This window comes from Pseudomonas sp. MDT1-17 (assembly GCF_054898105.1).
The window spans coordinates 5,991,872-6,009,703 of sequence record NZ_JBUBVM010000001.1; the positions used below are offsets into that span (position 1 = coordinate 5,991,872).

A 17,832-nucleotide genomic window follows, 5' to 3' on the forward strand; every position below is an offset into this window, starting at 1 on the left:
TTCACTCGTCAGCTCCTACAGGGGTCGTGATTCCCCAGGGAAGGAACAGATTTTGCTGTCAGATGTGATCGGCGCCATTGCGTCGACGTCATTACTGGCTCAATTTAGCGTCATTGCCTCGGAAGGCCTTCGCACTTCATGTCATCGACCCCGTTTAATCAGTCTCTGCGTCGCCTCTGGGCGCTGGATAAATTCAGCTACAGCGTGCGGGTGTTCATCGCCCTGACCGGCAGCATGGCGCTGTGTTGGTATAAGGATGAAATGGGGCTGCTGATCCCGCTGTTCCTCGGGATCATCGCCAGTGCCCTGGCCGAGACCGACGACAGTTGGCAGGGCCGCCTCAACGCACTGGCCGTGACGCTGGTGTGTTTCAGCGTCGCCGCCTTCTCCGTCGAACTGCTCTTCCCCTACCCCATCATTTTTATCATCGCGCTGGCGCTGGCCAGTTTCGGCCTGACCATGCTCGGCGCCCTCGGCGAACGCTATGGCGCGATTGCTTCGGCGACGTTGATTCTGTCGGTCTACACCATGATCGGCGTGGACCAGCGCGGCGGCGCCGTCACCGATTTCTGGCACGAGCCGGTGCTACTGGTGGCCGGTGCGGCCTGGTACGGTTTGCTCTCGGTGCTGTGGCAGGCGCTGTTTTCCAATCAGCCAGTGCAGCAAAGCCTGGCGCGGTTGTTCCGTGAACTGGGTTTTTACCTGAAGCTGAAATCGTCGCTGTTCGAGCCGATCCGCCAGATGGACGTGGAAGCGCGTCGACTGGAACTGGCGCAGCAAAACGGTCGTGTCGTGGCAGCACTGAACGCCGCCAAGGAGATCATCCTGCATCGGGTGGGCAACGGTCGACCGGGCTCGAAACTCAGCCGATACCTGAAGTTGTACTTCCTCGCCCAGGACATCCACGAGCGCGCCAGCTCCTCGCACTACCCTTACAACGCCCTCGCCGATGCCTTCTTTCACAGCGACGTGATGTTCCGTTGTCAGCGCCTGCTGCGCCAGCAAGGCAAGGCCTGCCGGGCGCTGGCCGAGTCGATCCAGATGCGCCAGCCGTTCATCTATGACGCCAGCTTCGCCGAAGCCCTGAACGATCTGCACGCCTCCCTCGAACACCTGCGCATTCAGAGCAACCCAGCCTGGCGTGGGTTGTTGCGCTCGTTGCGGGCACTGGCGGCCAACCTCGGCACGCTCGACCGTTTGCTCAGCGACGCCAGCAACCCCGATGCCTTGGCCGACGCCACCGACAGCAGCCTGCTCGACCGTTCGCCACGCAGCCTCAAGGATGTCTGGATCCGCTTGCGCACCCAGCTGACGCCGACCTCGTTACTGTTCCGTCACGCCCTGCGTTTGCCCCTGGCCTTGAGCATCGGCTACGCGATGGTGCATTTGATCCACCCGTCCCAGGGTTACTGGATCATCCTCACCACGCTGTTTGTCTGCCAGCCAAACTACGGCGCCACCCGCCGCAAACTCGGCCAGCGGATCATCGGCACCGCCATTGGCCTGACGGTGGCCTGGGCGCTGTTCGATCTATTTCCGAATCCGTTGGTTCAGTCGTGCTTCGCGATCGCCGCCGGGGTGGTGTTCTTTATCAACCGCACCACCCGCTACACCTTGGCCACAGCCGCGATCACCTTGATGGTGCTGTTCTGCTTCAACCAGGTCGGGGATGGCTACGGGCTGCTCCTGCCGCGGCTGTTCGATACCTTGCTCGGAAGCCTGATCGCCGGGCTGGCGGTTTTCCTGTTCCTGCCGGACTGGCAGGGCCGACGCCTGAATAAAGTGCTGGCCAACACGCTGACCTGCAACAGCGTTTACCTGCGTCAGATCATGCAGCAATACGCCGCCGGCAAAAGCGACGACCTGGCTTATCGTCTGGCCCGTCGCAACGCGCACAACGCTGATGCGGCGCTGTCGACGACGCTCGCCAACATGCTGATGGAGCCGGGGCATTTCCGTAAGGAAGCGGATGTCGGTTTTCGCTTCCTGGTGCTGTCGCACACCTTGCTCAGTTATCTATCCGGACTGGGCGCACACCGGGAAACCCAGCTACCCCCGGACGTGCACGAGCAGTTGATCGACGGTGCCGGCGTGAAACTGGCCGCCAGCCTCGATGAAATTGCCCAAGGCCTGGCGAACAAACTGCCGATTGCGATTCAAAGCGATGAGGAAGAGGCACTGGCCAATACGCTTGAGCAGATGCCGGACGAAATCGATGAAGGGCAGCGATTGGTGCAGACGCAGTTGGCGTTGATCTGCCGCCAGCTTGGGCCATTGCGGACGTTGGCAACGCACCTCATCAAGGAAACGAGTGAGGATTGAGCGTGGGCCCGGCACTCACATTCCGTGCTTCTGCAACAACCGCTGATAACTCCCATCCACTTTCATCGCCGCGATCTCGCGGTCGAAACCGGCGACGATCTGTTCATGCCTGGGGTTCTTCAGGCTGACCAGGATGTGCAGGCTGTTCTCGCTCAGTGGCTTGGGCAAAAATTCCACGGCATTACGCACCTTGGAGGATTCCCGGGCCAGGTAGTAACGCGCGACGTATTCGTCCTCCAGCGTCAATTTGACCCGGTCCGCGGCGACCATGCGCACAGCCATGGAAAAGCTGTGCACCGGGACTTTCTGCAGCGACACGTCGCCATCAAACTCCGGTGAATAGGCATAACCGCGCACCATCGCTATCGGGTAGGTATGCAGTTGTTGCAGGTTGTTGTATTCGATCGGCGTGTCTTTGCGCTTGAGAAAGCGCACACGGTTGAGCAGGTATTCGCCGGAAAACTGGCCAAGTTTGGTGCGATCGTCGGTGTACCAGGCGTTGACCAGCACGTCGTATCGACCTTCGCCCACACCCAGCAACGCCCGCGCCCAAGGCACTTGTTCGAAATCAGTGGCATAACCGGCCCGGGCCAGCGCGGTGCTGACGATGTCCGTGGCCAGCCCACCGTTGACCAGCGTGGCGTCGGTAAAAGGTGGCCAGGCATCGGCCACCAATCGCAGCTTTTCCGCTGCCGCGCCTTGAGTCAGCAACAGCAACCCAATCAAAGAAAAGGCTCGATGCAATCGCGGCATGCCAGAAAATCCTTAGCGGGCGGGACGCCCGACATGTTTTCAGCCAAAACTCCAAGGCTCCCTATACTGCCAAACCCAGGAACTAACATTAGCTCATCGAAGCCGCTGCACAGCGCTTCATCTCAGATTACACAAAGAAGACAACGCCGCGCAAAATGAATGATGGCATTTTGGCCTTTGTCACAGATTTCTCTGCAATAAAGACATCTCTCGTCTGGGCGCTTAGTATCGGAACGACGTTGTTCAAGGAATGTGAAGATGACAATCGATTGGGTCTGCAAACACCACAGCGATCTAGGCAAAGAGCAGCTGTACGCCATTCTGCAGTTGCGCGCAGAAGTATTTGTCGTTGAGCAGAAATGCGCTTATCAAGACATCGACGGCCAGGATCTGGAAGGTGACACCTGCCATTTGATGGCCTGGGACGGGGATCGGCTGGTGGCGTACCTGCGGTTGCTCGACCCGGAATTACAGGGCGGTGACGTGGTGATCGGCCGGGTGATCATTGCCCCTCAAGCGCGCGGCACCGGGCTGGGGCATGAGCTGATGGCGCAGGCGTTGAAGCAGGCTGAGAAGCACTGGCCTGAAATGCCGATTTATCTCTCGGCCCAGGCGCATTTGCAGGGGTACTACGCTAAATACGGATTTGTGGTGGCGGGTGAGGAATTTCTCGAGGATGACATTCCGCATATCGGGATGCGTCGCCCATAAAGACCTCATCGCGAGCAGGCTCGCTCCCACAGTGGATCTTCATCGCGCCACCAATCAGTGTGGGAGCGAGCCTGCTCGCGAAGGCGTCAGACCAGTTGCCACAATAGCCTAGGGATACTCCAACACCGCTTTAATCTGCCGCAAATTACGCTCGATCCACCCCCGATCAATCGCCCCCCACTCGCGAATCCGATAGTGCCCGGCATGATTGCGTGCGCCTTCTTCCTGCTCGAACTCGCAAACAATATCCAGATCCGCCAACGCTGCGATGGTGTCCTGGGCTGTGCGCCGGGGCATGCCGGTCACCTCGGTCAGCGCCGGGACGCTGCTGGCCAGCCTGCTATCAATCAGGTACGCCACGTACAACCGGCGATAGAAGCTGCTCTTGGTCTTGCTTACATCCATCTAAACACTCCCGGCTGCGATATTTTGATCTCTATTGCATATCCCGCCACGTCAGGTACACCCGCACATCGAACTCCACCTGGTGATACCCCGGCAACATGTGTTCGCACAGTTTGTAGAACGCCTTGTTGTGATCCGACTCTTTGAAATGCGCCAGCTCATGCACCACGATCATTTTCAGAAACTCGGCAGGCGCCTCCTTGAACAACGAGGCGACACGAATTTCTTTCTTGGCCTTGAGCTTGCCACCCTGCACCCGGGAAATCGCGGTGTGCAGGCCGAGGGCGCGGTGGGTCAGGTCCAGGCGGTTATCGAACAACACTTTGTCGATGGCCGGGGCGTTACGCAGGTATTCCTGCTTGAGTTCCAGCGTATAGGTGTACAACGCCTTGTCGCTCTGTACCCGATGCTTTTCCGGGTACCGCTGGCTCAGGTAGTCGCCCAGCCGACCTTCGGCGATCAACTGGCGCACCTGGTCCTGCAACGCTGCGGGATAGGCCTGGAGGTATTTCAACGCGGTCATTGGGGCGGCAACACAAGTCACGAAAAGGTCGCCAGTGTAGCGAATTCAGCCGGTCAGCGTGTTCCAGTCGAACGGTTGCACAAACTCGCCGGCGTCCTCGGCCATCATCGGCCGCGCGACCAGAAACCCTTGCACGTACTCGCAACCATTGGCTTGCAGCCACTGATATTGCGCAACGGTTTCCACCCCTTCGGCGATCACCAGCATCCCGTACTGCTTGCACAGGTTGATCACATTGCGCACCAGCGCCGCATCGCGTGAGGACTCCGGCAGCCGGGCAATCAAATGCCGGTCGAGCTTGAGCGTGTCCAACTCCAGATCACGCAGATGAGTCAACGAACACGGCCCGGAACCGAAGTCATCCAAGGCCACTCGCACACCCAGGTTTCGCAGCAGGCGCAGCTGTTTGCGAGTTTCCTCGGGGTTTTGCATCAAGGCCTCTTCAGTGACCTCGACTTCCAGATGGCGCGCCTGCAAACCATGGCGCTCCAGTACCTGGCGCAACTCGGTGACCAGATTGGGCATGCCGAACTGCGTACCGCTCAAACTGACGCTCAGCACCAGATCCTCAGCAAACAAGGTTTCCCAGGCTTGTCGCTGGCTCGCCACTTGTTGATAGATCCAGCTGCCCAGGCGACTGATCAACCGCGCCTCTTCCAGCAACGGCAAAAACAGCCCCGGCGGTACATCGCCGACGCTCGGGTGTTGCCAGCGCAGCAGCGCTTCGAACCCGCGAATCTGCCCACTGACAATGGCCACCTGAGGTTGATACACCAAATTGAAATCACGGCTCTCGATCGCCGCGCGCACACTTTCTTCGAGCATCAGCCGCGAGCGTGCGCGGCCGTTCATCTCGTGATCGTAGAAACGATATTGCTGACGGCCGGCGCGCTTGGCTTCGTACATGGCGATGTCGGATGCGCGCAGCAAACCGTCGAGATTGGCACCGCAATCCGGGTACGTCGCAATGCCGATGCTGGCGCCCAACGCGATATCCAGACCATCAATCTGCTGACCGATCGACACCCGCTCAATCAGCTTCTCGGCAATCTTTGCCGCTTGCTCGGGGAATTCCAGATCCAGCAGAGCAGTGAATTCATCACCGCCCATGCGCGCCAGAATGTCGAAAGGCCGCAGACAGGCCTTCAGCTGCTCGGACACCCAACGCAGCACCCGGTCGCCGGCATCGTGACCGAGGGAATCATTGACCCGCTTGAAGCCGTCGAGGTCCAGATACAGCAGCACCCAGGCGCTGTCGGAGCGTTCGCCACGCAGCAGCAGGTTTTCCGCCGTCTGATAAAAGCCGCGACGATTGAGCAGCCCGGTCAATGGGTCAGTCACCGCCTGAAACTCCAGTTGTTGATGCAGATGGCGCACCACCGACATGTCCAACACCGTCACCACCATGGCATGTTGTTCGCTGGGCAACGGTGCGCAAGAAAGGGCCACCGGCACCTGCTGACCGGGCGCGGTCCGCAGCAGAGCGTCATGCAGGCGCAAGGTTTCTCCTCGTTGATAACCGGCGAACAGCTCGGACTCGGCCCAGATCGGGATGTGCGGCTGTTGCAGGAAATCCAGGAACTCTTTGCCTTGCAGGTCTTGCAGCGTGGCACTGAGCAGCCGCGACATTGCCGGATTGGCAAAGCGGATCAGACCGTCCTCACCGACCACCAGGATGCCTTCGGCGGCGTTGTCCAGCACCGAGGCATTAAACGCGCGTGCGACCTCCAGATCGTGGCTCAGGCGCTGCAACGCGCGGCGATTGCGCTGATGCTCGAGCAGCGCCTGGACTTTGGGCTTGAGAATTTGCGGGTCGAACGGTTTGAACAGGTAATCCACCGCGCCGCTGGCATAGCCCTTGATCACGGCGTCCTGGGACTGTTCGTTGGCGGTAAGGAAAATGATTGGCGTAAGACGGGTTCGCTGGCTGCCGCGCATCAGGCGCGCCACTTCAAAACCGTCCATGCCCGGCATCTGCACATCCAGCAGCACCAGGTCGACATCGTGTTCGAGTAACAGATTGAGTGCCTCGAAGCCCGAGGCGGCGGTCATGACCTGCCAATCCTGGCGCTGTAACAACGCGCGCATGCTGATCAGGTTTTCAGGGTAATCATCGACGATTAAAAGGATTGAGTTGTCTTCAACTGGCGGGGGCTGCGCGCATTCCATGCTGCTTCTCTTATGCGGGACGTCAGGCCGGTTTCTCGTGAAAAACCGGACAAATACTAAGCCTTCACTCTAGACCGGGATCCGCGAAAGCAGAAGGTGTCAGTGCGCCATCATTAACCAAAGCGTTCATTTGCCGACTAACGGTCGGCGCTACAGGCCCCTGAAACCGGGAAAGATGGCCTTTTAACAGGATTTTGACGTCACCCGCTTGTCATTTACGCGTTAACAAATTGAACTTCTGCGCTTATAAGGATGACCCCCAAGGCGCGTGCCAGAGCTTCTGGAACGTGCGTGCAGTAAAAAAACCGTGGAAGCTTTTGTCTATGATTGATCTCGCAACCTGGAACCTCAGTGTTCCTGTCGGCAATCCGCCGTACACCGTTGATACGCCAAAACTGGTGAATGGCTTCAAGGACCAATACTTCCACTCCTACACCGGCACCTTGTTTTTCTGGTCCCCGGTCACCGGCACTAAAACTGAAAACACAAAGTATCCCCGCACCGAACTTCGCGAAACCTACAGCAACGGCACCCTGAAAAACTGGCTGTACCCGGACGCCGACAATTCCCTGCGTGCCACCCTGGCAGTGAAACAGGTACCGAGCTCGGGTAAGATCGTCATTGGCCAGATCCACGCCTATCAAAGCCAGAAACCCATGGTGAAGCTCGAGTATCAGTACTCGACCAGCACGCAGTCAGGCACCATCGTCGCCAAGGTTCGTATGCGCCCGGATGACGGTGACGGACGGGTGATCACCATTGCTACCGGTGTGAAACTGGATAAGGAATTCAACTACCTCATCCACCTGAGCCCCGGCGGCGCGCTGGGCATCAGTGCGGCGGGCTACCAGTGGAACACCGACATCAGCGCGTCCTGGCGAGACAAGCCGCTGTACTTCAAGGCTGGGGCTTATGTGCAGGACAACACCGGGTACACCAGTGAAGGCGGGAAATTGACGTTCAGCAGGCTGGATATTGATCACGATAAGTAGCGCCCTCCAAAGAACACAACCCCTGTAGCAGCTGCCGAGCCGCGCGAGGCTGCGTTCCGAGGACGAAGTCCTCGCCAGCCCGATGAACCCGGTCTACCTGAATAAATGCGTTGTCTGATTTACGGCTGCTGCGCGATCGGACGCAGCCTCGCAGGCTCGACAGCTGCTACAAACCCCAGCATCCGAAAAACGCGTAGGACCACTCCCCCTGTGGCGAGGGCGCTTGCCCCCGTTGGGATGCGAAGCATCCTCAAACCCTGCCACCGCATTCCTGCTGACACACCACATCACCCGATTTACGACGGCTGCGCCGCCGAACGGGAGCAAGCTCCCTCGCCACAATGACCGTGCTCGGTCCTACACCCCGGTTGCAGCCACCAAAGTCGCCGCTTATAGTTCGCCCCGTCGCCAGCAACAGTTGGCGATAGGGTTTCGCAGCCCTACCGAGTTAGAACCACAACCGTCAAAATACGACACGGCATTTGCCCGTACTCGTTTTTTATGGCGGCTGTGCGTGGGAGACCCTCGGGTCTGCCGGGTCTTAACTCCTCGGTCTGCGAACCCGCGCACAGCTGTCACCCCATTTGTTTCGCAGCAAACGGTGGCAAATTCTTTTCTTGAGTTAAGGACTTTCCATGATTAATCAACACCCGCCTCGCCGCTTCACCCCCATGTCCCAATTCGCCACCGACTACCCCGTCCTGCTCATCGACAGCGACGCCCCGCTACGCGAACTCCACAACTGCGTCAGCGAACGCCTCAACGCCGTTCTCAAATACCTGCATCTCATGGCGTGCACCAGCCTGCCCGACTACGCTGAGAACGACATCAACACCGTCACCAACATTGCCCGAATCATGATCCAGGACGTGAGCGATGTGTTTCGGGTGATTGAGCAGCGTGGGTTTGACGAGTCAGGCAATAGCTAAGTATTGGGCTTGGTTTTGATATTCAGTGCACCGGCTGATAAATCCATGCGTCAAAAATAACCCGCATCACTGCGGGTTATTGAGAAGGGCATAATATCTAAAACAAACAGATTAGCGCACCCCTTAACTTTCCTTAAGATGAATTTCTATTGTTTTGAAAGTGAAATATCATATGAAAACCCTGTACGAACGACCGTAGCTGAGCCCGTCAATTTATTATAGTTCCTATCAGCTGAAGACAATGACATCTGTAAGTCAAGACCCGAACCATCGCTTGGATGTGCACTCAAAATAAATCTAGCAGGGCTGGCAGGGTTCGAGGTATCCGAGTAATAAAAAGTACCCCAGACGCTATATTCTCTACCTGCATATTTATAGCTCCCGCCTTCAATACGACCATTGCCGGCATTAGCGTTTGTAATCGTCAGAGCGGCCGGGTTATGGTCTGTATCGCCGCGACCCGAGTAGATTCCATTTGGCATTTTATTTATCTCCATAATTGAAAAGACTTTTGTTAGACGAGAAACAAGTAAAAGACTGCAGTAAATGTGCAGTAAATGGGACAGATCTATTTAATCCGCCTCACTCCACTTTTCTCGGATTACGCATCAAACAATAGGCATCAACCAGCATTAAATCACCTGTAATAAACGACAGTTTTTAATACCCTTTTGCGATACCCGATATAACTATAAAAGAAGAAATACTGAAAATGACTTTTTCGGCAGGAGCACGTCTATTTGCTGCTACGCTTCCCCCCTCACTACAAGGACGTAGGAGGCTATATGCCCAGAATGGGACGTGTTGTGTTACCCAGTTATCCGCATCATGTCGTACAACGCGGCCACAACAGGCAGGTTGTGTTCGCCGAGCCAAGCGACTATCAGCGCTACCTCGAAGATCTGCGAGAGCTCAAAACTCTATTTGACGTGAAAGTGTATGCCTTCTGCTTGATGACCAATCATGTCCATCTGTTGCTCGCACCGAGAGACTCCGCTGCGGGTCTAGGGCAATTGATGAAAGGTCTGGCGGGCCGCATGACGCGGTATCGCAATAAGCTGGAAGGACGTTCCGGCACCTTGTGGGAGTATCGATACAAATCCAGCGTCGTCAAACCGACACCTATTTGATGGCGTGTAGTCGATACATAGAGCTAAACCCGGTGCGAGCGGAAATGGTTCAGCATGCACAAGATTATCCCTGGTCGAGCTTTCCCCTGCGCCTCAACGAAACGGCAGAAAACCATTGGCTGGATGAAGATCCTTGCTTCAACAAACTCGGTAAAACCCACACCGAGCGCCTTGCTCGCTATACCTCCTTTATGGAACAGGCGGTTCCTTCCTCAGAGTTGTAGGTGATCAGAGGCGCCCTTCAGCGTGGCCAATTGACGGGCAATCCTCGATTTATAGATGAGATTGAGCAAATCACCGGATTGCGAATATCACATCGAGCGCGAGGCAGGCCTGCGAAATAACTCGAATAGGAACACAGGGTGTCTAGTCCTGAAATAGGTTTACACCTGTTTCATGGTCCCCTTTTCATGCTTGCTTTTCATTATTTTCTTATCAATTATTACGATACGGTATAAAAAACTGTCATTTATTACAGGTTACCCAACACTAAACCCGCTCTAACCTTGATTACGCAGCATCAAAAAACGAGAGCTAACTGGACAAATAAATCCGCCACTTTTTCTATAGCAATATGGAGAGCAAACGAAATGGCTAACAACAGAATCGACAACGTTGTCATCAAACAAAAAACCACGCAAGGAACGATCGTAACTATCACTGGAAATTCGGATGGACATTTGGGGCGGCACGCTGGTTGGGTTGGCGCATACATTGCCAATCAAGGAGACAAACAGCTTGGTAGAGGAGAACTTAACGGCAATGGCACTGTTACCTTCGACACCTACCCACTAGCGCCAGGTGAGTATCAAATTGTTATTCACGAACTGGACGAAAATGCAAGATTGACCAACAACCAAGACTGGTCTAATGCTTACACCATAGTAATTCACCGTTAACACGCCTAAATCCAAAGTAAGTTTCTACTGCCAGTTAAAAAAACCCGCATCACTGCGGGTTTTACTTCCTCAACCGGTACGCCGTAGGTTTCTTTGATGTCGTCCCCATACTGGTTGACGATCGCCAGCCATCACGAAAATCAACTGCCCGTCTTGCCCACAGGTTTGCGCCTTAGCCCCGATGCAACAGTGTCATTCAGCGCCGCAACCCGTCCGGCATCCCACTCACGCTGCATATCCGCAAACAGTTCACCATCCACTCGATTCCGATTAGCCGCTAACGCTTGAGTCATCGCTTCGGCAATACGCTCAACGATCAAGGCCGGCCTTTCCACCGCGCAGTGTTTTCGACCGAACTCAATCAATTGCTGACGATCCGGGTAGCTTTTCACCTTGTTCATCTTGATGGCCAGCGTACGATCAACCAATGACCGACCGGATTTCGGGTTGTAGTTTTCGTAGACGGTCGTGGTCGTAACATCGAAGACCGGTGCCAATTGCACCGTTTCGAGCGCGTCAGGATGGGTGTAAATCACTCCGAAATTCTTCAGATGTGCGTCTCCGTTGCGAACCATGACCGAAAGACAAACCGAAGAGAAAAAGCGTTCAAGCTCGCGTACCGGATCGCCATGCCGGCATACCTGACCAATCACCGCCGCTAGCGTTTCGTAACTTTGGGAATACTTGTAGTTGTCATGGGGATCCTTGTTGAGCCCCAAAAGGACGGCCATGTCTTCAAACCCTAACCGGCCGGATGCGGTCAGATCGAATCGCTCCATTACAAACAGATCACCGTTTTCAGACAGCCAGAACGGCGGTGTTTCCAGCCCGGCAAGACGAGCCGCTTCCAGGCAGAGAAATTCGTTTTGAGCCAGATGTGCGTACTCATCGGCGCCTGACTTAACAATCAGATCGGAGCTGAGCATGGTTTTTCGATGACCGGTGAGCTTGTCCAGATCGGGCACCAGCACCTTGGGTTGTACCCCTGAAATGCCCGACTCGAAGTAGGTATCGACGAGGAACTCGAAAACACCTTGCGAGGCATCCGCAGACAGGATTTCTCGCAGGCCGACCTCAGCACGAACGGACACGAGTGCCTCTATCGGGTCCTGGTAGGTGAGGCGCCCGATTTGATTCCCTCCGATGACCGATAACAGGCGCATTTCATCCACCTGCATATGCTTGGCCATCCGGCGTTTGATCTGATCGGCCAGAAACCCTTCAGGCACATTCATATCGAAGATCGGATGCAGCACATTGCTCACCGAGGGCGTCGGGTCATAGGGCATGACCAGTGAGACTTCCCTGGGTGCATTGGCGGATTCGTAGGCAAACGAGAACTGCGACCCCTTGGACAGCTCACCAGACAAGCCCTGCGGTGTTATGACATTGAGCAATTTGACCTTACTCATCGTGCTCTACCAGATCAGCAAGGGACTTGAGGTCAATTCGGTTATCAACAATTTCAAGCGCCATGCCCAGCGCTGATAACACCCTGAACGCGGTGTATATCGCGACATTTTCACCGGCCTCAAGGTCAATGATGGTTTTGCGGCTGCATTTTGCTCTGTGCGCCAGCATTGCCTGGCTATAGCCTTTGGCGCGTCGCAACTGGCGAACTCTTTCACCGAACACAGAGGGGTTGTGCAGGAGCATGATGTGACCTATATCGGACTTTATTAGCTAATAGTTTAATTATGTCCACTATAGGTGACATTTCAAGCGCCTTACGTCAGACGGTGCCCAGTTAAAATCCCTGCGAAAAAAACCCGCCTCTCGGCGGGTTTCTCATCAACGCGATAAAACACTCAGGCTTAGTTCACCTTAGCGTTCAACTCACCCTTCAAATAACGCTGATACATCGCTTCCAACGAGATCGGTTTGATCTTCGAAGCATTACAGGCAGTGCCGAAAGCTTCGTAGCGAGCGATACACACATCACGCATCGCCGTCACAGTCGCGCCGAAGAACTTACGCGGGTCGAATTCGCTTGGGTTAGTCGCCATCAGGCGACGCATCGCACCGGTGGAGGCCAGGCGCAGGTCGGTGTCGATGTTGACCTTGCGCACGCCGTGCTTGATGCCTTCGACGATTTCTTCAACCGGTACGCCGTAGGTTTCTTTGATGTCGCCGCCGTACGGGTTGATGATCGCCAGCCAGTCTTGCGGAACCGAAGACGAACCGTGCATCACCAGATGGATGCGTTTGTGGATTCTTGACGGTCTACGACCCCGTGTCGCCGCTGACCGTGGACTTAAATACGACGTAGATAAAATGTTGCGCATACGCTACATTCAGCTATGAATGTTACGGTACCGGAACATGGATTATTTTCTGTTGATCAGCCGTCTTGGCAACCAATTACGCGAAAAACGTATAAATCGCGGTCTGACGCAAGCACAGCTTGCCGACCTCGCGGGACTGACACGATACAAAGTCATCGCAGTAGAGAAAGGTACTCTGTCTGTAGGCATGATCGCCTATGCGCGTGTCCTTGGCGCTCTGGATTGTGAGCTTGCTGTCGTTCCAGCCGCTATGCCGACCCTTGAAGAGCTTGGGGATTTATTCGAATGAAGATGACAGCTCTCAAAGTCAGCACGCCTGAGGGGCGTAGCGGCAGCCTTTTCAGCGATGCCGAAGACTTCACTTTCCGTTATCACGAAAATGCATCGCCAGAAATGGCTATCAGCTTGTCGATGCCAGTAAGGCATGACGAGTTTCGTCGGAGCGAACTGCACCCTGTTTTTCAGATGAACCTGCCGGAAGGCTATGTACTGGAGCAACTGCGCAATCGCTTGGCCAAGACTGTGAATGTCGATCCGATGCTTTTGCTGGCTCTTTCCGGCAGCACTTCGCCCATAGGCAGGGTGCAAGTGCGGTCTGAAACGGTTGATGCCTTGCTGGAGGAGCATCAATTTCCGGGGGAGAAACTCGAAGAGATTCTGACGTGGGACGGCACGGGAGATATCTTCGCCGACATTCTTGATCGCTACATCCTGCGTGCCGGCATTTCCGGCGTTCAACCCAAGGTGTTGGTACCGGAACGCCAGGAAACCGGATTGCCACGGCTGACATCGAAAACCTCGGACCTGATTATCAAAAGTGGCCGAGACGAATTTCCCGGTCTCGCAATCAACGAGTTCCTTTGCATGTCCATTGCGAAGGAGGCCGGTATTCCTGTTCCGCCGTTTTACCTTTCCGATAATGCCAAGCTGTTTGTCATGCGCCGTTTTGACCGCGACGACCAGCTCAACCCGATTGGTTTTGAAGACATGGCGGTGTTGATGGGGCTATCGGCTCACCAGAAGTACAGCAAAAGTTATGCGGCAATCGCCAAGGCTATTCGTGTGTTCTGCCCGACTAAACATTTACGCACCTCCCTTGATCAACTCTTCGATAGCGTTGCCCTGAGCTGTATTGTCGGGAATGGCGACGCTCATTTGAAAAACTTCGGATTGCTCTATTCCGAGCCTACGCAACGAGATGCACACCTGGCGCCGGCCTACGACATCGTCAACACCACGGCCTATATTCCGGAAGATGTTTTGGCTTTGGATCTGGCGGGCAACAAGTCAATGTTTGCCTCCCGGCAAGGGCTGCTGGAGTTTGCGCACACCTGTGAGATCGAGCGACCCCAGGAGCGCATTCAGCAATTGCTTGCCTCGGTTGAAGCAGTACTTGATCGCTATCCTGAGTATCGGGAACAGGCGCCTCATGTGGTCAGTGCCATTGAGCAAGCGGCAGCGCCATTTTCTCTGACTTTTGGGTAGTTATTGCGCGCAAAAACCCCTGCCCAGAAAAAACCCGCCTCTCGGCGGGTTTTTCACAACACTGGTCAAATTCTAAGGCTTAGTTAACCTTAGCGTTCAACTCACCCTTCAAATACCGCTGATACATCGCTTCCAACGAGATCGGCTTGATCTTCGAAGCATTACCGGCAGTGCCGAAAGCCTCGTAGCGAGCAATACACACATCACGCATCGCAGTAACAGTCGCGCCAAAGAACTTACGCGGGTCGAATTCGCTTGGGTTGGTCGCCATCAGGCGACGCATCGCACCGGTGGAGGCCAGGCGCAGGTCGGTGTCGATGTTGACCTTGCGCACGCCGTGCTTGATGCCTTCGACGATTTCTTCAACCGGTACGCCGTAGGTTTCTTTGATGTCGCCGCCGTACTGGTTGATGATCGCCAGCCAGTCTTGCGGAACCGAAGACGAACCGTGCATCACCAAGTGAGTGTTCGGGATGCGTTTGTGGATCTCTTTGATGCGGTCGATGGCCAGCACGTCGCCGGTAGGCGGCTTGGTGAACTTGTAGGCGCCGTGGCTGGTGCCGATGGCGATGGCCAGGGCGTCGACCTGGGTGCGTTTGACGAAGTCAGCGGCTTCTTCCGGGTCGGTCAGCATTTGGCTGTGATCAAGCACGCCTTCGGCGCCGATACCATCTTCTTCACCGGCCATACCGGTTTCCAGCGAACCCAGGCAGCCCAGCTCGCCTTCTACCGATACGCCGCAGGCGTGAGCCAGGGCGACGGTTTGTTGGGTCACGCGGATGTTGTAGTCGTAGTCGGTCGGGGTCTTGCCGTCTTCGCCCAGGGAACCGTCCATCATCACCGAGCTGAAGCCCAGTTGAATGGAGCGCTGGCAGACGTCAGGGCTGGTGCCGTGGTCCTGGTGCATGCACACCGGGATGTGCGGGAATTCTTCGATCGCCGCCAGGATCAGGTGACGCAGGAACGGTGCGCCGGCGTATTTGCGAGCACCGGCCGAAGCCTGGACGATCACCGGGGAGTCAGTCTTGTCAGCGGCTTCCATGATGGCGCGCATCTGCTCAAGGTTGTTGACGTTGAAGGCTGGAACGCCGTAGCCGAACTCGGCTGCGTGGTCCAGCATCTGGCGCATGCTGATAAGTGCCATTGTGTGTGTATCTCCCGGTTGAGGGTCGTTAATCGTGCCAGCCTGCCGTAGCGGCGGCGGCTATTCAAGTTATTGCAGATCGGGGGTCAGCCCTGCCTGCCAATTCGGTGTTGCCTAAATCTTGAGTACTGCACAGAACCCTTGTGGGAGCGGGCTTGCTCGCGAAAGCGGTGGATCAGCTTGCATCAATGTTGAATGTCAAACCGCATTCGCGAGCAAGCCCGCTCCCACATTTGGATCTGTGGTGTATCAATTTCGTGTCTTACTGCGCTTCACAACCGCGGCCGATCAAATCATTGGTGGCGACCCAGTACACCAGGCCTTCCTCACCTTTTATGTGAAACGCCAGCATGTCATTGCTGTACAGAGAACCTTCGGCGCCCGGCTCATGCTTCAAGCGGTAGACCTGATCGGCACCGCCCAGGCGAACGTCGACTTCCTTGCGGCTTTCGTCGGTGTAGCGCCAGAGCACTTTGGCCTCACTGTCGCAGGTCCAGGTGGTCCAGCTGTCCGTCGATTCGGCGGGCTTGAACAGGTTCAAATTGGCGCAACCTGCCAGCAGAGCCAGCGCCGTAACGGCGATAAAACCTTTCATCCATGTTCCTCGACTGACGACGCACGCCGCCAGCCCTGAGTAAAGTGTCAGACCCGTCAAGGGCAACCATGTTCCTTGGCCGGGGTCTGTGTCTCGTATTTGTCCAGGCCATCAGGCCCGGAACGCTTGTTGATCACCGGGTTGGTTTCAGCCTGCCAGTCGGCCTGGTAGCAGCCTTTGTCCTGTTCAGGCGTCTCGGGCACCTTCGGGGCTTTCGGGTTACTCCCGCAAGCCACTAACGTACCCGCGACAATCAACAGCGCTAACGTTTTGACCATCTGAACACTCCTTTGCCTGGTCAAATGGGCGGCCTCAGGCCTTGGCCCGGCTTTCCAGGACTTCAACGGCCGGCAGAACCTTGCCTTCGACGAATTCGAGGAACGCGCCACCGCCGGTAGAAATGTAGGAGATCTGATCGGCAACGCCATATTTATCGATCGCCGCCAGGGTGTCGCCGCCGCCAGCGATGGAGAACGCCGAGCTTTGCGCGATGGCCTGGGCCAGGACTTTGGTGCCGTTACCGAACTGGTCGAATTCGAACACGCCCACCGGGCCGTTCCACAGGATGGTTTTGGACGACTTCAGCAACTCGGCGAAATTCGCCGCGGTCTGTGGGCCGATGTCCAGAATCATGTCGTCGGCGGCCACATCAGCGATCAGCTTGACGGTAGCGGTCGCGCTTTCAGCGAATTCCTTGGCAACCACGACGTCGACCGGCAGCGGCACGCTGACCTTGGCGGCGATGGCGCGAGCGGTGTCCAGCAAGTCCGGCTCGTACAGGGACTTGCCGACCGGGTGACCGGCAGCGGCCAGGAAAGTGTTGGCAATGCCGCCGCCGACGATCAGCTGGTTGCAGATCTGGCTCAGGCTGTTGAGTACGTCGAGTTTGGTCGAAACCTTGGAGCCGGCAACGATGGCAGCCATGGGTTGAGCCGGAGCGCCGAGGGCTTTGCCCAGTGCGTCCAGTTCGGCGGCCAGCAACGGACCCGCAGCAGCGACTTTGGCGAACTTGGCCACGCCATGGGTCGAACCCTCGGCGCGGTGAGCGGTGCCGAAGGCGTCCATCACGAACACGTCGCACAGGGCGGCGTATTGCTTGGCCAGTTCGTCAGCGTTCTTTTTCTCGCCCTTGTTGAAGCGCACGTTTTCGAACAGCACGATGTCGCCGGCCTTCACGTCAACGCCGTCCAGATAATCGGCCACCAGCGGCACTTCGCGGCCCAGGGCCTTGCTCAGGTAGTCAGCGACTGGCTTGAGGCTGTTCTCGGCCGAGAACTCGCCTTCGGTCGGACGGCCAAGGTGCGAGCAGACCATCACGGCCGCGCCTTTTTCCAGGGCCAGCTTGATGGTCGGCAGCGAGGCCAGGATTCGCGCATCGCTGGTGACAACACCGTCCTTGACTGGGACGTTGAGGTCTTCGCGGATCAGTACGCGCTTACCTTGCAGATCGAGGTCGGTCATCTTCAACACGGTCATGGGTCGCATTTCCT

General features: G+C 56.3%; 18 protein-coding genes and 2 pseudogenes. 8 read left to right on the forward strand and 12 right to left on the reverse strand.

What is annotated here, in order from left to right; genetic code table 11:
• Positions 1–138 precede the first annotated feature (138 nt).
• Complete coding sequence (gene yccS, locus ACYZTX_RS27665) at positions 139–2,322, forward strand: YccS family putative transporter (protein ID WP_462036674.1); 2,184 nt, start codon at positions 139–141, stop codon at positions 2,320–2,322.
• A 15-nt stretch (positions 2,323–2,337) separates the two neighbouring features.
• On the opposite strand, the gene ACYZTX_RS27670 is transcribed toward yccS, so the two are convergent.
• Positions 2,338–3,075: a substrate-binding periplasmic protein gene (locus ACYZTX_RS27670; protein WP_462036675.1), complete on the reverse strand. Its 738-nt coding sequence runs from the start codon at positions 3,073–3,075 to the stop codon at positions 2,338–2,340.
• A 258-nt stretch (positions 3,076–3,333) separates the two neighbouring features.
• Here ACYZTX_RS27670 and ACYZTX_RS27675 point away from each other — a divergent pair, with 258 nt between their 5' ends.
• A complete protein-coding gene (locus ACYZTX_RS27675) occupies positions 3,334–3,786 on the forward strand; it encodes a GNAT family N-acetyltransferase (protein WP_462036676.1) in 453 nt (150 codons plus the stop codon).
• A gap of 108 nt (positions 3,787–3,894) precedes the next feature.
• On the opposite strand, the gene ACYZTX_RS27680 is transcribed toward ACYZTX_RS27675, so the two are convergent.
• Genes ACYZTX_RS27680 through ACYZTX_RS27690 form a run of 3 tightly spaced genes read right to left on the reverse strand, consistent with a single transcriptional unit; the run spans position 3,895 to position 6,883 of the window.
• Positions 3,895–4,191 (reverse strand): winged helix-turn-helix domain-containing protein, encoded by a 297-nt coding sequence (locus ACYZTX_RS27680; RefSeq protein ID WP_462036677.1) that lies wholly within the window; start codon positions 4,189–4,191, stop codon positions 3,895–3,897.
• Positions 4,192–4,222: 31 nt separating this feature from the next.
• Entirely contained in the window at positions 4,223–4,714 is a 492-nt protein-coding gene (locus ACYZTX_RS27685; protein WP_462036678.1) for a M48 metallopeptidase family protein, read from the reverse strand.
• Positions 4,715–4,759: 45 nt separating this feature from the next.
• The gene (locus ACYZTX_RS27690) at positions 4,760–6,883 is read right to left on the reverse strand and encodes a putative bifunctional diguanylate cyclase/phosphodiesterase (protein ID WP_462036679.1); all 2,124 of its coding nucleotides are present in this window, start codon (positions 6,881–6,883) and stop codon (positions 4,760–4,762) included.
• 323 nt (positions 6,884–7,206) lie between these two features.
• On the opposite strand from ACYZTX_RS27690, the gene ACYZTX_RS27695 reads away from it, so the two are divergent.
• Both ACYZTX_RS27695 and ACYZTX_RS27700 read left to right on the forward strand, forming a co-directional pair.
• Positions 7,207–7,875 carry a polysaccharide lyase family 7 protein gene (locus ACYZTX_RS27695; protein ID WP_462036680.1) on the forward strand — a complete coding sequence of 223 codons (669 nt, stop codon included), beginning with the start codon at positions 7,207–7,209 and terminating at the stop codon, positions 7,873–7,875.
• 635 nt (positions 7,876–8,510) lie between these two features.
• Positions 8,511–8,804 carry a fructose-bisphosphate aldolase gene (locus ACYZTX_RS27700; protein WP_462036681.1) on the forward strand — a complete coding sequence of 98 codons (294 nt, stop codon included), beginning with the start codon at positions 8,511–8,513 and terminating at the stop codon, positions 8,802–8,804.
• A gap of 146 nt (positions 8,805–8,950) precedes the next feature.
• Here the strand turns inward: ACYZTX_RS27700 and ACYZTX_RS27705 are convergent, their stop codons facing one another.
• Positions 8,951–9,286 (reverse strand): hypothetical protein, encoded by a 336-nt coding sequence (locus tag ACYZTX_RS27705; RefSeq protein WP_462036682.1) that lies wholly within the window; start codon positions 9,284–9,286, stop codon positions 8,951–8,953.
• Between the two features lie 303 nt (positions 9,287–9,589).
• Between ACYZTX_RS27705 and ACYZTX_RS27710 the strand changes: the two are divergent.
• A pseudogene (locus tag ACYZTX_RS27710) lies at positions 9,590–10,278 on the forward strand (transposase).
• 246 nt (positions 10,279–10,524) lie between these two features.
• The gene (locus tag ACYZTX_RS27715; protein WP_462036683.1) at positions 10,525–10,833 is read left to right on the forward strand and encodes a hypothetical protein; all 309 of its coding nucleotides are present in this window, start codon (positions 10,525–10,527) and stop codon (positions 10,831–10,833) included.
• A gap of 140 nt (positions 10,834–10,973) precedes the next feature.
• On the opposite strand, the gene ACYZTX_RS27720 is transcribed toward ACYZTX_RS27715, so the two are convergent.
• The 3 genes and pseudogenes from ACYZTX_RS27720 to ACYZTX_RS27730 form a co-directional block, all read right to left on the reverse strand.
• Positions 10,974–12,245 (reverse strand): type II toxin-antitoxin system HipA family toxin, encoded by a 1,272-nt coding sequence (locus ACYZTX_RS27720; protein WP_462036684.1) that lies wholly within the window; start codon positions 12,243–12,245, stop codon positions 10,974–10,976.
• A complete protein-coding gene (locus tag ACYZTX_RS27725; protein WP_462036685.1) occupies positions 12,238–12,489 on the reverse strand; it encodes a helix-turn-helix transcriptional regulator in 252 nt (83 codons plus the stop codon). The genes ACYZTX_RS27720 and ACYZTX_RS27725 overlap by 8 nt, the downstream gene beginning before the upstream one ends.
• A 158-nt stretch (positions 12,490–12,647) precedes the next feature.
• Positions 12,648–13,061: pseudogene (locus ACYZTX_RS27730) on the reverse strand (class II fructose-bisphosphate aldolase); the annotation flags it as partial.
• A gap of 94 nt (positions 13,062–13,155) precedes the next feature.
• Here ACYZTX_RS27730 and ACYZTX_RS27735 point away from each other — a divergent pair.
• Together ACYZTX_RS27735 and ACYZTX_RS27740 are read left to right on the forward strand one after the other, a co-directional pair.
• Complete coding sequence (locus tag ACYZTX_RS27735) at positions 13,156–13,407, forward strand: helix-turn-helix domain-containing protein (protein WP_449645621.1); 252 nt, start codon at positions 13,156–13,158, stop codon at positions 13,405–13,407.
• Entirely contained in the window at positions 13,404–14,603 is a 1,200-nt protein-coding gene (locus tag ACYZTX_RS27740; protein ID WP_462036686.1) for a type II toxin-antitoxin system HipA family toxin, read from the forward strand. Before ACYZTX_RS27735 ends, ACYZTX_RS27740 begins: the two co-directional genes overlap by 4 nt.
• Positions 14,604–14,682: 79 nt before the next feature.
• Here the strand turns inward: ACYZTX_RS27740 and fba are convergent, their stop codons facing one another.
• From fba to ACYZTX_RS27760, 4 genes are all read right to left on the reverse strand, one after another.
• Positions 14,683–15,747, reverse strand: coding sequence for a class II fructose-bisphosphate aldolase (fba, locus tag ACYZTX_RS27745; protein ID WP_046045276.1), 1,065 nt, complete (start codon positions 15,745–15,747; stop codon positions 14,683–14,685).
• A gap of 262 nt (positions 15,748–16,009) precedes the next feature.
• Positions 16,010–16,342: an MliC family protein gene (locus ACYZTX_RS27750; protein ID WP_462036687.1), complete on the reverse strand. Its 333-nt coding sequence runs from the start codon at positions 16,340–16,342 to the stop codon at positions 16,010–16,012.
• Positions 16,343–16,398: 56 nt separating this feature from the next.
• Positions 16,399–16,620 (reverse strand): hypothetical protein, encoded by a 222-nt coding sequence (locus ACYZTX_RS27755; protein ID WP_462036688.1) that lies wholly within the window; start codon positions 16,618–16,620, stop codon positions 16,399–16,401.
• Between the two features lie 34 nt (positions 16,621–16,654).
• On the reverse strand, positions 16,655–17,818 hold the full coding sequence (locus tag ACYZTX_RS27760) for a phosphoglycerate kinase (RefSeq protein ID WP_449645616.1): 1,164 nt from the start codon (positions 17,816–17,818) through the stop codon (positions 16,655–16,657).
• Between the last annotated feature and the right edge of the window lie 14 nt (positions 17,819–17,832).

Bases quoted from the DNA above. Each gene is read 5' to 3' on its own strand.
- yccS (WP_462036674.1), top strand. From the start codon at position 139: ATGTCATCGACCCCGTTTAATCAGTCTCTGCGTCGCCTCTGGGCGCTG.
- ACYZTX_RS27670 (WP_462036675.1), bottom strand. From the start codon at position 3,075: ATGCCGCGATTGCATCGAGCCTTTTCTTTGATTGGGTTGCTGTTGCTG.
- ACYZTX_RS27675 (WP_462036676.1), top strand. From the start codon at position 3,334: ATGACAATCGATTGGGTCTGCAAACACCACAGCGATCTAGGCAAAGAG.
- ACYZTX_RS27680 (WP_462036677.1), bottom strand. From the start codon at position 4,191: ATGGATGTAAGCAAGACCAAGAGCAGCTTCTATCGCCGGTTGTACGTG.
- ACYZTX_RS27685 (WP_462036678.1), bottom strand. From the start codon at position 4,714: ATGACCGCGTTGAAATACCTCCAGGCCTATCCCGCAGCGTTGCAGGAC.
- ACYZTX_RS27690 (WP_462036679.1), bottom strand. From the start codon at position 6,883: ATGGAATGCGCGCAGCCCCCGCCAGTTGAAGACAACTCAATCCTTTTA.
- ACYZTX_RS27695 (WP_462036680.1), top strand. From the start codon at position 7,207: ATGATTGATCTCGCAACCTGGAACCTCAGTGTTCCTGTCGGCAATCCG.
- ACYZTX_RS27700 (WP_462036681.1), top strand. From the start codon at position 8,511: ATGATTAATCAACACCCGCCTCGCCGCTTCACCCCCATGTCCCAATTC.
- ACYZTX_RS27705 (WP_462036682.1), bottom strand. From the start codon at position 9,286: ATGCCAAATGGAATCTACTCGGGTCGCGGCGATACAGACCATAACCCG.
- ACYZTX_RS27715 (WP_462036683.1), top strand. From the start codon at position 10,525: ATGGCTAACAACAGAATCGACAACGTTGTCATCAAACAAAAAACCACG.
- ACYZTX_RS27720 (WP_462036684.1), bottom strand. From the start codon at position 12,245: ATGAGTAAGGTCAAATTGCTCAATGTCATAACACCGCAGGGCTTGTCT.
- ACYZTX_RS27725 (WP_462036685.1), bottom strand. From the start codon at position 12,489: ATGCTCCTGCACAACCCCTCTGTGTTCGGTGAAAGAGTTCGCCAGTTG.
- ACYZTX_RS27735 (WP_449645621.1), top strand. From the start codon at position 13,156: ATGGATTATTTTCTGTTGATCAGCCGTCTTGGCAACCAATTACGCGAA.
- ACYZTX_RS27740 (WP_462036686.1), top strand. From the start codon at position 13,404: ATGAAGATGACAGCTCTCAAAGTCAGCACGCCTGAGGGGCGTAGCGGC.
- fba (WP_046045276.1), bottom strand. From the start codon at position 15,747: ATGGCACTTATCAGCATGCGCCAGATGCTGGACCACGCAGCCGAGTTC.
- ACYZTX_RS27750 (WP_462036687.1), bottom strand. From the start codon at position 16,342: ATGAAAGGTTTTATCGCCGTTACGGCGCTGGCTCTGCTGGCAGGTTGC.
- ACYZTX_RS27755 (WP_462036688.1), bottom strand. From the start codon at position 16,620: ATGGTCAAAACGTTAGCGCTGTTGATTGTCGCGGGTACGTTAGTGGCT.
- ACYZTX_RS27760 (WP_449645616.1), bottom strand. From the start codon at position 17,818: ATGACCGTGTTGAAGATGACCGACCTCGATCTGCAAGGTAAGCGCGTA.